At 63.2% G+C, this 12,865-nt stretch carries 16 protein-coding genes; 4 read left to right on the plus strand and 12 right to left on the minus strand.

The genetic code is table 11. The annotated features are described in order from the left end of the window. Positions 1-8 precede the first annotated feature (8 nt). From nusA to pip, 4 genes are all read right to left on the minus strand, one after another. Positions 9-1,649 carry a transcription termination factor NusA gene (gene nusA / locus ACFMPD_RS01140; RefSeq protein ID WP_380990748.1) on the minus strand — a complete coding sequence of 547 codons (1,641 nt, stop codon included), beginning with the start codon at positions 1,647-1,649 and terminating at the stop codon, positions 9-11. Further along, positions 1,649-2,257: a ribosome maturation factor RimP gene (rimP, locus tag ACFMPD_RS01145; RefSeq protein ID WP_380990750.1), complete on the minus strand. Its 609-nt coding sequence runs from the start codon at positions 2,255-2,257 to the stop codon at positions 1,649-1,651. The genes nusA and rimP overlap by 1 nt, the downstream gene beginning before the upstream one ends. Positions 2,258-2,412: 155 nt before the next feature. Continuing rightward, complete coding sequence (locus ACFMPD_RS01150; protein WP_380990752.1) at positions 2,413-3,261, minus strand: ABC transporter substrate-binding protein; 849 nt, start codon at positions 3,259-3,261, stop codon at positions 2,413-2,415. 1 nt (position 3,262) lies between these two features. Next, positions 3,263-4,240, minus strand: a complete 978-nt coding sequence (gene pip / locus ACFMPD_RS01155; RefSeq protein WP_380990755.1) for a prolyl aminopeptidase — start codon at positions 4,238-4,240, stop codon at positions 3,263-3,265. Positions 4,241-4,289: 49 nt separating this feature from the next. Between pip and ubiG the strand changes: the two genes are divergently transcribed. After that, the gene (gene ubiG, locus ACFMPD_RS01160; protein WP_380990758.1) at positions 4,290-5,036 is read left to right on the plus strand and encodes a bifunctional 2-polyprenyl-6-hydroxyphenol methylase/3-demethylubiquinol 3-O-methyltransferase UbiG; all 747 of its coding nucleotides are present in this window, start codon (positions 4,290-4,292) and stop codon (positions 5,034-5,036) included. Between the two features lie 16 nt (positions 5,037-5,052). Here the strand turns inward: ubiG and ACFMPD_RS01165 are convergent, their stop codons facing one another. Genes ACFMPD_RS01165 through ACFMPD_RS01180 form a run of 4 tightly spaced genes read right to left on the minus strand, consistent with a single transcriptional unit; the run spans position 5,053 to position 7,377 of the window. Further along, positions 5,053-5,496: a MarR family winged helix-turn-helix transcriptional regulator gene (locus ACFMPD_RS01165; protein WP_380990761.1), complete on the minus strand. Its 444-nt coding sequence runs from the start codon at positions 5,494-5,496 to the stop codon at positions 5,053-5,055. Then, positions 5,493-6,353, minus strand: a complete 861-nt coding sequence (locus tag ACFMPD_RS01170) for a carbon-nitrogen hydrolase family protein (RefSeq protein ID WP_380990763.1) — start codon at positions 6,351-6,353, stop codon at positions 5,493-5,495. Before ACFMPD_RS01170 ends, ACFMPD_RS01165 begins: the two co-directional genes overlap by 4 nt. Continuing rightward, positions 6,353-6,610: a glutaredoxin 3 gene (gene grxC, locus ACFMPD_RS01175; RefSeq protein WP_380990766.1), complete on the minus strand. Its 258-nt coding sequence runs from the start codon at positions 6,608-6,610 to the stop codon at positions 6,353-6,355. The genes ACFMPD_RS01170 and grxC overlap by 1 nt, the downstream gene beginning before the upstream one ends. 38 nt (positions 6,611-6,648) lie before the next feature. Next, positions 6,649-7,377 (minus strand): double zinc ribbon domain-containing protein, encoded by a 729-nt coding sequence (locus ACFMPD_RS01180; RefSeq protein WP_380990769.1) that lies wholly within the window; start codon positions 7,375-7,377, stop codon positions 6,649-6,651. Between the two features lie 17 nt (positions 7,378-7,394). On the opposite strand from ACFMPD_RS01180, the gene ACFMPD_RS01185 reads away from it, so the two are divergent. Continuing rightward, positions 7,395-8,213 (plus strand): methyltransferase domain-containing protein, encoded by an 819-nt coding sequence (locus ACFMPD_RS01185; protein WP_380990771.1) that lies wholly within the window; start codon positions 7,395-7,397, stop codon positions 8,211-8,213. A 54-nt stretch (positions 8,214-8,267) separates the two neighbouring features. Next, entirely contained in the window at positions 8,268-9,320 is a 1,053-nt protein-coding gene (gene hemH, locus ACFMPD_RS01190) for a ferrochelatase (protein ID WP_380990774.1), read from the plus strand. 80 nt (positions 9,321-9,400) lie between these two features. Here the strand turns inward: hemH and ACFMPD_RS01195 are convergent, their stop codons facing one another. Together ACFMPD_RS01195 and ACFMPD_RS01200 are read right to left on the minus strand one after the other, a co-directional pair. After that, positions 9,401-9,583: a hypothetical protein gene (locus tag ACFMPD_RS01195; RefSeq protein ID WP_380990777.1), complete on the minus strand. Its 183-nt coding sequence runs from the start codon at positions 9,581-9,583 to the stop codon at positions 9,401-9,403. Positions 9,584-9,718: 135 nt separating this feature from the next. Beyond that, the gene (locus ACFMPD_RS01200) at positions 9,719-10,336 is read right to left on the minus strand and encodes a L,D-transpeptidase (RefSeq protein ID WP_380990779.1); all 618 of its coding nucleotides are present in this window, start codon (positions 10,334-10,336) and stop codon (positions 9,719-9,721) included. A 169-nt stretch (positions 10,337-10,505) separates the two neighbouring features. On the opposite strand from ACFMPD_RS01200, the gene dalA reads away from it, so the two are divergent. After that, positions 10,506-11,021, plus strand: a complete 516-nt coding sequence (gene dalA / locus ACFMPD_RS01205) for a divisome-associated lipoprotein DalA (protein ID WP_380990781.1) — start codon at positions 10,506-10,508, stop codon at positions 11,019-11,021. On the opposite strand, the gene ACFMPD_RS01210 is transcribed toward dalA, so the two are convergent. Further along, entirely contained in the window at positions 11,018-11,518 is a 501-nt protein-coding gene (locus ACFMPD_RS01210) for a L,D-transpeptidase family protein (RefSeq protein ID WP_380990784.1), read from the minus strand. The genes dalA and ACFMPD_RS01210 overlap by 4 nt on opposite strands. A gap of 84 nt (positions 11,519-11,602) precedes the next feature. Then, the gene (locus ACFMPD_RS01215) at positions 11,603-12,829 is read right to left on the minus strand and encodes a class I SAM-dependent RNA methyltransferase (protein WP_380990787.1); all 1,227 of its coding nucleotides are present in this window, start codon (positions 12,827-12,829) and stop codon (positions 11,603-11,605) included. Positions 12,830-12,865 lie beyond the last annotated feature (36 nt).

Raw genomic sequence — 12,865 nt, forward strand, 5'->3', positions numbered from 1 at the left:
GCCTGAGATCAGGCCCCGACCTCCGTCGGCTTGTCCTGATCTTCGGTGGCGGCGTCTTCTGCGTCTTCAACGTCTTCTTCGACCTGCAGATCGGCGGGATCGACCCAACCCAAAAGGATTCGCGCGGTCATGACCAAATCTTGCGCCTCTTCCAGCGTCACGTCAAAGGATTCCAGTATTCCATCATCCTTGACCCGCTCGCCATCGACCGATGTCCAGCCGCCGGCCAGTTCCCAGTCAGCGCAGGTGGCGAAATCTTCCAGCGTCTTGACGCCGTCCTTGGCCAGCGCCTCGATCATCTGGGGCGTCAAGCCCTCGAATTCAACCAGGCTGTCCTCGACGCCCAGCGCGCGGGCATTTTCCAGCGCCGCCTTGGCCTGGGCTTCCAGATGCTCGCGGGCGCGGGTCTGCAGTTCCTGCGCGGTGCCCTCGTCGACGCCGTCGATCACCAGCAGTTCGTCCTGCTCGACATAGGCGACCTCTTCGAGATTGGTAAAGCCTTCGGACACCAGCAGCTGGGCAAAGAACTCGTCCAGGTCCAGCGTATCCATGAACAGCTGGGTCCGCTCTTCGAATTCCTTCTGACGGCGGGCGCTTTCCTCTTCCTCGGTCATGATGTCGATGTCCAGACCGGTCAGTTGGCTGGCCAGACGCACGTTCTGACCGCGCCGGCCGATGGCCAGGCTCAACTGCTCTTCGGGCACCACGACCTCGATCCGTTCGGCCTCTTCGTCCAGCACCACCTTGGTCACCTCGGCCGGTTGCAGCGCGTTGACCAGGAAGGTCGGCTGATCCTCGTTCCACGGGATGATGTCGATCTTTTCGCCCTGCAATTCGTTCACAACGGCCTGGACCCGGCTGCCGCGCATGCCGACGCAGGCGCCCACGGGGTCGATGCTGTTGTCATAGGAAATCACCGCGATCTTGGCGCGGCTGCCCGGGTCGCGGGCGACCGCCTTGATCTCGATGATCCCGTCATAGATTTCCGGCACTTCCATCTTGAACAGTTCGGCCATGAATTCCGGCGCTGTGCGCGACAGGAAAATCTGCGGGCCGCGCGGTTCGCGGCGCACGTCCTTGATATAGCAGCGGATGCGGTCATTTGGGCGATAGCTTTCGCGCCCGATCTTCTCGTTGCGCCGCAGGATCGCTTCGCCGGCGCCGACATCGACGATGACATTGCCGTATTCCTCGCGCTTGACGACACCATTGATGATGGTGGCGGCGCGGTCCTTGAATTCTTCGTACTGGCGGTCCCGTTCGGCCTCGCGGACCCGCTGCAGGATCACCTGCTTGGCCGATTGCGCCGCGATCCGGCCCATTTCCACCGGCGGGACCTCTTCGACGAACTGATCGCCGACCTTGGGATCGTCCATGTACTGCTTGGCCTGATCGACGGTGAACTCGGCCTGATAGTTTTCCAGCTCTTCCTCTTCGACCACGGTGCGCACACGGGTAAAGGTCGCCTTGCCGGTCTTGCGATCGATCGAGACCCGGATATCCATATCCGCGCCATAGCGGCTCTTGGCGGCGCGGGCCAGGCTCTCTTCCATCGCTTCGACCACCAGGCCGGGGTCGATCATCTTTTCGCGGGCCACAGCCTCGGCGGTCTGCAACAGTTCGAGCTGATTTGCGGATGTAATGGCCATCAGGTGTTCTCCTCGTGTGACCTGTCGGTCTGGATATCGCCCCGCAGGGGAGTCTCTTCTGAAATTTCGTCAAACTGGTCTTCGTTCAGCGCTCCGGCGGCTTTGCGCTGACGCAGCATTTCCTTGATCAGATCGTCGGTCAGCACCAGCTTGGCATCGCTCAGCCAGTCGAACCGCAATCCGATCGTGCCTTCGTCGATATTGATCAGAACCTCGTCGCCGTCGATACCGGCCAGCGCGCCCTTGAACCGGCGGCGGCCGTCGATAAGATCGGCGGTTTCCAGCTTGGCCTCATAGCCCTCGAACATGTCGAAATCCTTGAGCCGGGTCAGCGGCCGGTCGATGCCCGGGCTGGAAACCTCCAGCGTATAGGCGTCCAGGATCGGGTCTTCGACATCCAGTGTGGCGCTGACCGCGTTGGAAATGGCGGCGCAGTCGTCCACTTCGATGCCGCCACCGGGCCGGTCGGCCATGATCTGCAACGTCGTGGTCTTGCCCGACATCAGCCGGACGCGCACCAGTTCGAACCCCAGATCCTCGATGACCGGGGTGATGATCTCGGCCAGCCGCCGGTCAATCGCCGCTTTTGCAATCAAATCGTTCGTCATGTCTTCCATCATCCGGGGCGCAAGCACAAAAAAACGGGCTCGCGGCCCGTTATCGTCTTCCGGTGGAGCGTTGGGTCCAGAGCCCGGCGCGCCGCTGTTGTTAGGCATATACGCGCGCCGGGTCGGTTTCGCAAGGGGCGAATGTCACGACCCGGCTACACCCGCCACCAGCGTTCCGCCAGACGCCCGTCATCCAGCGGATGAGAGGCGCCGATCAGCGGTGGTTTTCCAACCCCGGCATGCATGGCCAGAACCATGTTGTCCGCCGAGGGATGAAAGACCAGATCGCCATGACCGCGCAGGTCCCCAGGTTTCGGCAGAACCGCGACATCGACAAATCCGTCGCGCAGAGCCTCGGCGCGCACGCCAGCGTCGGGAATCACCAGCGCCTCGACACGGTCCAGCCATCCGGCGCGCCCGGACTTGTGATGTTCCAGGACCCTTTCGCCCAGATAGTGCCGCTGCGAATCCAGCCGCAGGGTGCGATAGCAGCCGCTGCCCACAGCCTGGTACAGGGGCAGATCGACCTGCCCGCCGGCGCAGATGATCAGCGCCGGATCGGCCAGCAGAATCGGCAGATCCGGGTTGCCTAGCGCCAGATCAAGACGAATCCCGTCGGGCGCCGTGGCGCGCACCGCGGCAAAATCGATATGGCCCAGCGCCCTGTGCGCCAGCAGCGAGTCGGCCACGTCGCGGCTGGTCAGCTGACGCCCGTCATGAAACCGGTGCCCGCTGCGCAGCGTGATCTGCCAGTTGCGTGCGGTCGCATCGGCCCGCCAGCTGGTGGCCAGTTCACCCTGCAGCCCGCCATTTGCAGCGATTTCAGTCAGGGTTTCGAACGCCGCTCCGCGCACCAACCGGCCCAGCGCATCGTCCTGACGCGGCAAGGCCAGCCGCAACCGTCCGCCCGGGCGCGGGGCGGCGTGCAATGACACGCCGGACGCCGCCAGCAAGGCGGCAGCGACCCCCGATGAAAACAGCGCGCGCCGGTCCATACGATTCATCTCAGGCCTCCGCCTCGGCGATCCGGTCCATCACCCGCACCAGTTCCAGGCTGATTCCCGGTTCCGACAACGCATGGCCGGCGTTGCGAATCATCTTCAGCTCCGCCGCCGGCCAGTGTTCGGCCAGTCGCCAGGCCGATGTCGGCGGGCAGATCATGTCATACCGGCCCTGCACGATGACGCCGGGAATATGCGCGATCCGGTCCATATGCGACACGATCTGATCGTCGGACTCGAGAAAACCGCCATTGATGAAATAATGGTTTTCAAGCCGCGCAAAGGCGCGGGCATATTCTCCGGGGCCTTCGCCAGAGGTGCCGCTGGAATGGATCGAGGCCAGCGCGTTCTCCCAGGCCGACCAGGCTCGGCCATAGCGAATTTCAAGCTGCAAATCGCCGGAAAACAGCCGGCGGTGATACGCGCTGATGATGTCGTTACGCTCGTCCGGCGGAATCAGCGACACGAAGCGCTGCCATGTTTCCGGCCAGAATTTCCCGGCGCCACCGCCATAGAACCAGTCCAGCTCGGCCCGTGTCATCAGGAACACACCACGCAGAACCAGCTGGCGCACCCGGTCCGGATGCGCCTGGGCATAGATCAGCGACAGCGTCGCGCCCCAGCTGCCTCCAAAGGTCAGCCAGGTCTCGATATCCAGTTCGCGGCGAATCGTTTCGATATCCGCAACCAGATGCCAGGTGGTGTTGTCGGTCACAGAAGCATGCGGCCGCGACCGTCCACAGCCGCGCTGATCGAACAGGACGACCCGATAGACATCGGGGTCGAAATACCGTCGCATCGCCGGGCTGCAACCGCCACCGGGGCCGCCATGCATCACGACAACTGGAATTCCGCCTGGATTTCCGCATTGTTCGACATAGATCTTGTGGCCTTGACCAACACTCACCATGCGTTGATCAAAGGGATCAACCGGCGGATACAGATACTGCACTGCGCGCTTTTGGTCCGAGTGTTTGTCCATGAATGCCCTATATAGTCGCTGCGAGTATGAAAATCACATGGAGACAGGAATGCAAGCGCCACAGAACTCGGTGGACCCGGCCGAAGTCGCAAAATTCGAAGCCATGGCGGCCGAGTGGTGGGACCCGGCGGGAAAGTTCAAGCCTCTGCACATGCTCAACCCCTGCCGTCTGGACTATATTACGACACAAATAGCGGGCGAATTCGACCGTGACGTGACGGAAAACAGGCCCTTTGCCGGCCTGCGCCTGCTGGATATCGGCTGTGGCGGCGGGTTGCTGGCCGAACCCATGGCGCGGTTGGGGGCAAAGGTGGTGGGCGCCGATGCCGCCGCCGGCAATATTCCGGTGGCTCGGGTGCACGCGGCGCAATCGGGTCTGGACATCGACTATCGCCACACCACGGCCGAAGCGCTGGCGGCCGATGGCGAACGGTTCGACGTGGTGCTGAACATGGAGGTGGTCGAGCATGTCGCGGACCCGCTGGCCTATCTGACTGCTTGCCAGACCCTGCTGAAACCCGGCGGGTTGCATATCTGCTCGACCATCAACCGCAATGCCAAATCCTATATGATGGCGATCATCGGCGCCGAGGTCGTGATGCGCTGGCTGCCCAAGGGCACCCATGAATGGTCGAAATTCATCACCCCGGACGAGCTTTTCGACCTGCTTGGCCGCGCCGGACTGACCCCGGTCGACCGCAAGGGGTTCGTATTCAACCCGGTCGCCTGGTCCTGGAGCCTGTCGCCCCGAGATCTGAGCGTCAACTACGTCACCGCCAGCACGAAACCCGCCTGATCGCCCCGACGGCCCGTCAGCCGCGGTTTTCCAACCGGATCCGCAATTCCCGCATCACCGGCAGAACCGAACGCACCTTGTCGGGGCCCAACTCGCCGACAACCTGGTTGATCATGGGCGTCAGCGCCGAGATCGCCTGTTCCCGGGCCTGACGTCCCGCCGGGCTGATCGCCACCATCTTGCGCCGGGCATCGTCCCAGTCCGGGCGGATATGAACATAGCCGGCCCACTCCAGCTTGGTCAGCGTGTTGGTCATTGCGCCGCGTGTGACATGGAACGTGCCCGCCAATTGTGCCGGTGACCGTTCATCGGCCACAAAGGCCAGATGGTTCAGAACCGAGAAATGCGAGATCTCCATGCCCTTTGGCAACGCCTTGGACAGGCGGTTCCGCAACAGTTGGTCCGCCGTCAGGATCTCGCTGAACAGGGTCACGGCCAGCGCGTTGACGTCGTCATTCATGGCTTGTCCTTGCCTGCGCCGGGAAGATCCGGACCCTGAAAGGGGCGGACATGGGTCAGCGACGGTATCCGTCGCCGCGCGTCCTCAATCGCCTCGACCTGCAGATCGAACAGGAAAACCCCGGGGTCCGTCCCGCCATCGACCAGGATCTCGCCCCAGGGCGAGACCGCCAGGCTGTGGCCATAGGTGCGCCGCACCTTGCCGCGGCTGCAAGGATGGGTGCCGGTCTGCGCGGGCGCCAGAACGTAGCATCCGGTCTCGATCGCCCGGGCTCGCAACAGGCTGTGCCAATGCGCCGCGCCGGTCACGGGCGAGAAGGCCGCCGGCACGGTCAGGATGCCTGCGCCCGCCTTTGCCAGCGCCTGATAAAGATGCGGAAACCGCAAATCGTAGCAGATCGTCAGGCCGATTCGGCCAAAGGGCGTATCCGCCACCACCGCGCGGTCGCCCGGGCGATAGCCCTCGGATTCGCGAAAGGTTTCCTGCGGCGTGACCTGCACGTCGAACATATGGATCTTGTCATAGCGCGCCCGGATCGTGCCATCCGGCGCGATCAGCAGCGAGCGGTTGGCAAAACGTCCGTCCGGGTCATCTGTTTTCAGCGCCAGCGAGCCGATCAGCAGCCAGATTTCCAGCGCTTTGGCCTGCTGCCGCAGCGCCGCCAGCATCGCATCATCCTGTTCCCGGACAAGTACGCCGGTCTGCTGATCACGGCTGTTGGACAGGCAATTCGTCACTTCGGGCGTGACGACGAACCCGGCCCCCTCGGCGGCAGCCTGCGCAACAAAGCGCTGAACCATCGGCAGGTTTGCCGCCGGATCATCGCCGGATGTGAGTTGGACAAGCGCGGTTTTCATCACTCTGTCAGCAAGGCGTCCAGCTTGCCCGCGCGCTCCAGAGCATAAAGATCGTCACATCCGCCAACATGGATATCGCCTACGAAAATCTGCGGCACGGTGCGGCCGCCGCTGGCCCGCTGAATCATTTCCGGTTTGCGGTCAGGGTTCCGCAAAACGTCGATTTCCGAATACGCCACGCCCTTTTCGTTCAGCAGCCGTTTTGCAGCATGGCAGAAACCACAGAGTGGAGAGGTGTAGATTTCGACCGATTGCATGTCAGAGCCCCTTGATTGTCGGCGCGTTTGTCGGGGATTTAGTCCAGCTTTGCAACACGCGCCAGCGTCAGCACGCACACGTCATCCGCGCCGGCGTCCAGACAGGCCTGCGCGCAGGCGGTCAGGGTTGCGCCGGTGGTCATCACGTCATCGACCAGCAGGATACGCCGCGCGACCAGCCGGTGGCGGCGCCGGGGATGCACGCGGATGGCGCCCTCCAGATCCGCAAAGCGCTGTTGTGCGCTGCGCCCGTCCAGCATCGCGGTGCGGCGCGTGCGCTGCAACAGATCGGGGCAATGCGCCAGACCGGTCTGTCGCGCCAGCGCCTGTGCCAGCAGGCCGGACTGGTTATAGCGGCGTTTCGCCAGTCGCGACCAATGCAACGGCACCGGAGCGATCAGCATCGACTGGCACAGGAACGGCCGTGCCGCCCGCGCCATCCACAGGGCCGCCGGACGGGCGATTTCCGGGCGGTCGCCATGTTTCAACGCCAGCACCATGCGCCGGGCGCGGTCCTTGTAGGTCAGCGCGGCACGGCCCTGCGACCAGGGGCGTGGCGTCTGCATGCAGTCGTCGCAGTCGATCCTGTAGCCGTCGGCCCCGCCGGGCACCGGCGTGCCGCAGCTTTCGCACACGGTGCCGCCGATAAAGGGCGTATCGCGCCAGCACGTCCCGCACAGACCGAAGTCGCTATCCACCATCGCGCCGCAGCCCAGACAGCGCGGCGGGTACAAGAGCGAAACCGCCGTTTGAATCCTTGCCAGCATTTGCCTAGTTACCACCCATGACCCAAGCGCCCCAGATATTCGACCGCTCCGCCCTGATCTGCCACCGCCAGCGGGCACGGCGTGACGACCTGTTTCTGCAACAGATGGCGGTAGACGAGGTGCAGGATCGCCTCTCGATGGTTAACAGAACGTTTACGACACCCGCCGTGGTGACGGGCTTTGCCGCGCCGTGGCAGGCGGCCATGCCCGCCGCCCAGCTGGTCGCCGATGACGATGTGCTGGATCTGCAGGCACAGGCGCATGATCTGGTGATTCATGCCATGTGCCTGCACTGGTCAAACGATCCCGTGGGTCAAATCATCCAGTGCCGCCGCGCGCTGAAACCGGACGGGCTGTTCCTGGCGGTCATGCTGGGCGGGCAGACCCTGCACGAGTTGCGCGCGACGCTGGCCGAGGCGGAAAGCCGCCTGACCGGCGGGTTGTCACCACGTGTGGCACCGATGGCCGAAATTCGCGAACTGGGCGCCCTGTTGCAACGCGCCGATCTGGCTCTTCCGGTGGCCGACAATGTGGTCAGCGTCGCGCAATATCGCGATCTTGCGCATCTGATGCACGATCTACGCGAAATGGGCGAAGGCAACGCCCTGTCCGGGCGGCTGCGGCAACCGACGCGGCGCGGCGTCTTTCAGGCGGCTGAAACTCTGTATCGCGACCGTTTCGGCACGCCCGACGGCCGGTTGCCCGCCAGTTTCGAACTGGTCTGCCTGACCGGCTGGGCCCCGGCAGACAGCCAGCCCAAACCGCTGCGGCCCGGCTCGGCGCAGGCCCGGCTGGCCGATGCCCTTCAGACCAGCGAGACAAAATTGCCCGATTGACCCACCGGCAAATCCGACTATGTGCACCGGAACCCAACAGATCAGGAAGACCGAATGTTCGACACTGACCAGCGCCCGACGCATGCCCCCGCCGATCATCCGGCATTGCCGACCGAAAAGATCGGCGTGCTGCTGGCCAATCTGGGCACGCCGGACAATTACGATTACTGGTCGATGCGCCGCTATCTGAACGAATTCCTGTCCGACAAGCGGGTGATCGATTACCCGTCCTGGAAATGGCAACCGCTGCTGCAACTGGTGATCCTAAGCAAACGCCCTTTCACCAGCGGCGCCGCCTATAAGTCGATCTGGAACCACACGGCCGGCGAAAGCCCTCTGATGACCATCACCAAGGCGCAGACCGCCAGGATCGCCGAAGCGGCCGAACAGCGCTATGGTGATCGGGTGATGGTCGATTTCTGCATGCGTTATGGCAATCCGTCGACCCGGTCGAAGCTGCGCGCGATGATCGAGGCCGGATGCCGCCGGATCCTGTTTTTCCCACTGTACCCGCACTATGCCGGCGCCACCTCGGCCACGGCAAACGACGCTTTTTTCCGCGCCCTGATGAACGAGAAATGGCAGCCCGCCGCGCGGACGGTTCCGGCCTATTTCGACCAGCCCGCCTATATCGACGCGCTGGCCCAGTCCGTCGAACGGGCCTATGCCGGGCTGGATCGGCGCCCGGACATCCTGGTCTGTTCTTATCACGGCGTGCCGATCCGCTATCTGACCGAGGGCGACCCCTATCATTGTCAGTGCCAGAAAACCACGCGGCTGCTGAAACAGCGGCTGGGCTGGCAGGACACCGATATCGTCACAACATTCCAGTCCCGCTTTGGCCCCGAAGAATGGCTGCAACCCTATACGGTGGAAGAGGTGGCGCGGCTGGCGCAGCAGGGCAAGAAGAACATCGCAATCTGCGCACCGGCCTTTTCGGCCGACTGCATCGAAACGCTGGAAGAGATCAACGAAGAGATTCGCGACAGTTTCGTCGAGGCGGGCGGCGAGGACTTTACCTATATTCCCTGCCTGAACGACGACGCGGCCCATATCGCGGCTCTGGCAGAGGTCATCGACCAGAACCTGCAGGGCTGGCTGAGTTAGGGCGTTTCCGGTCCGCCCCCGGGAGAAAGAAAAAAGGCGGTGACACTGTCACCGCCTTTTCAAGTCGTATTTCGCTCAGCTTAGCTGGATGCGACTGCGGCGCCAACCAGAACCAGCAGGATCAGGGGCAGCCAAATGCCGCTGCTCGAGCTGCGGGTTTCTTCGACGATCACAGGCGCCTCGACAACCGGCTCGGCCAGGTTACCGGCAGAAGCGGACGAAGCGGCAGCAGCCAGTGCGGCCGCGAGAACGAGTTTCTTCATGTTAACCTCCAGAGTTCGCGCGGCCCACATCGGAACCGCGCACCAAGACTTACCTCGTAAGATTTTCTAAGCAGCAATACGCAGAGATTGCAAATGCTTGTTGGGTTCAGTCGGCCCACGAATCGCGCGATGTCGTCAAATTAGCAACACTTGCGTGCCCACCCGCGCCATCCCGAAAAGCTCGGCTATGTGCTCGTTGTACAGACCGATACAACCGTTCGACGATTGACGGCCGATCTTGCGAGTGTCGTGCGTGCCGTGGATACGGTAGTATTTCCAACTCAGATACAGCGCGTGTGTACCCAGCGGATTATCCGGCCCGGGCGGGATATAAGCCGGCCATTCCGGATTGCGCTTGCGCATCGACGGGGTCGGGCTCCAGCTTGGCCCTTCGACCTTGCGAATGACGCTGGTGCGCCCACGGCGGGTCAACTCCTCGCTCAGAGGCACGCTGGACGGGTACAGCTTGTAGACGCTTTGGTCTTCAGACCAGTAATGCAGGGCTCGTGATGTGGTATCGACTAGGATCGCGCCATTGTTCAGGTTGCTGAAATAGGGTTGCCACCGCATCGCGCGAAAGCTCGAGATGTTACGCCGCACCGGAGGTTCGGGCTCCGGCGGCGGACGCAGCGGATCCACCGCTTGTGCTGCGTCTTCGATGTCGCTTTGCGCAAAGACCGGCGCACCGACAAAAGCGGCGCTGCCCGCCAAAAAACCGCGGCGCGAAGGGGTCAAGAGGGGCTTGGATGCCATGTCGGGTGCCTATTTCCATTCGGTTTCACGAGTCGATGGGCATGATATTGCCGGAAAGCCGCAGTCGCAAACTAAACCGCCGCCATATCGCGAACTGGCGGATTTGTGAGTTTGCGCCGACGGGCCCGGCAATGTATTTGCACCGTCAGCACATAATTTTAGGTGAAGCATGGCACGCGTTCTATCTGTTTTTCTGGCCGGGTTGCTGATTCTGGCCGGTTGCACCCAACAGGGTCCGTCGGGTGGCATCGGCGCAGATGGTCAGCCGTTGCCCAAGGTCTACAAGATCCGCAACAGCGATACCTCCAAGATCCAGTACCGCGTTCTTGATTCGGTCAACGCCCTGCGCAGCGCCGCCGGGGCCGGCCCGGTGCAATTGAACGCCCAGCTCACGGCGGCGGCGGCAACGCATTCGCGCGACATGTCGGTGCAAAACCGGCCCTGGCATTTCGGCTCGGACGGATCGTCGCCGATCGACCGGGTGCAGCGTGCCGGTTACACCGGGGCCATGCTGGGCGAGAATATCTCGGAAACTTTTGAAACCGAGCTTGAGACCCTGGCCGCCTGGATGGAATCCCCGGGCACCCGGCGGGTGATCATGGACCCCGAGGCGATCAATATGGGCATATCCTGGTATCAGGAACGCAGTGGAAAAATCTGGTGGACGCTGGTGATGGGCGGCTAGGGCCGCAGGGTGATCACGGTGCCGTCCCGCACCATGGCATAGATCTCTTCGATCTCGTGATTCTGCACCGCGATGCAACCCGCCGTCCAGTCGCGGCCCTTGGCCTTGGTTCGGTTGGGCTGACCATGAATGAAGATGTCGCCGCCGGGTTTCTTGCCCATCGCCCGGGCCTGGGCGATGTCGCGTGCATTCGGATACGAGATGCCGACTGACAGGTGATAGGCGCTGCGCGGGTTGCGCCGGTCGATCAGATAGGTGCCTTCGGGTGTCCGACCGTCGCCCTCGATCTGTTTTGCGCCAACGGGTGCAAAACCCAGATCGAAATTATACGCCTTCAGAATGTCCTGATTGTGCAGCAGGTACATCCGTCGCGCGCCCTTGTTGACCACGACCGAGGTGACCTCGGGTCCGGTATAACGTGGAATTCTGCGCGTTCGCGTACAGCCTGCAACCAACAGCGCCGACGCCGCACCAAGCCCGAATACCCGCCGCTTCATTCTTCTGCTCGCTTTTTTGCCTCACCACCGGCATACCGTCGATGGTCGGAAAATGAAATTCACTTTTTCCGGCGAAGGCGGAATTCACCCGGCCCCGGGAAAATCAAAGCCCGCAACCAGTTCGACATGCGACGACCAGCGGAACTGGTCGACGACCTGCAACCAGTTCAAACGGTAGCCGACGGCCACCAGTTGTTTGGCATCGCGGGCGAAACTGACAGGGTTGCAAGACACGTAGGCAATGCGCGGCATTGCAGCCCGCGACAGCTCGGCGACCTGAGCCTCGGCCCCGGCGCGCGGCGGGTCCAGCACGGCCGCGTCAAAGGCGGCCAGTTCGTCCGGCGTCAGCGGTCGGCGAAACAGATCGCGGGCCTCGGTGGTGACCCGCTTCAAGCCCTGTGCCTGACGCCAGCCACGATCCAGGGCCGCAACCATATCCGCCTCGCCCTCGACGGCATGCACCGCCGCCGTCGCCGCCAAAGGCAGGCTGAAGGTGCCGCACCCGGCGAACAGATCGGCGATGCGGCCAGCGCCTTGCACGATCTCCAGCACCGCGGCCAACAACGCCGCTTCGCCCTGAGGCGTTGCCTGCAAGAACGCACCCGGCGGCGGCACGACCCGGGCGGCACCGAACTGCTGTGCGGGCGGTGCGCGCATCGCGATCACCTCGTTGTCCCAGGACAACCGGGCCAGACCGAATTGCTCGGTTGTCTGCGCCAGCGCCTGACGCAAGGGACCGTCCAGCGGTTTACCGCCGGTCACGGCCAGATCCAGCCCGGCGCTGCACAGCGTCGCCGTTACCGACAATTCGCCCTTGCGGCTGCCTCCCAGCCCAGCCAGCACCTCGGCCACGGGCAAGGTCTCCAAAAGGCGCGGGTCCAGCAGATGGCAATCGGAAATCCGGGTGATGACATTTGACGCACGACCGTGAAAACCCGCCAGCGCCCCCTTTTTGGTCCGCCGGACTGACAAGGTCGCCCGCCGCCGCGAGCGCGGCGGTGAAATATGCATGGGGCGCAGCTCGGCGCGCAATCCCTGCGCGGCCAGGGCAGCAATCACGACCTGCTGTTTCCAGTCGGCCACAAAGTCGTCGGCGGCGTGCTGCAACTGGCAGCCGCCGCAGGACTGGTAATGCGGACAGGGCGGCCGGACCCGCTCTGGTGAAGGTGTCACGATGCGAATATCGGTCAGCAGGCTGCCCACGGCGACGCCGCTGACCGCCTCGCCCGGCAAGGTGCGTGGCGCATAGATCGGCCCATCGGCGACGCCGTCGCCCTGGTGCCCCAGACGGGTGATGGTGTATGTGGTCATCGCTGCCTGATACAAGGCTCTGAAGGCGCGAAAAAG

Source organism: Sedimentitalea sediminis (assembly GCF_042687825.1).
Classification (GTDB): domain Bacteria; phylum Pseudomonadota; class Alphaproteobacteria; order Rhodobacterales; family Rhodobacteraceae; genus Sedimentitalea.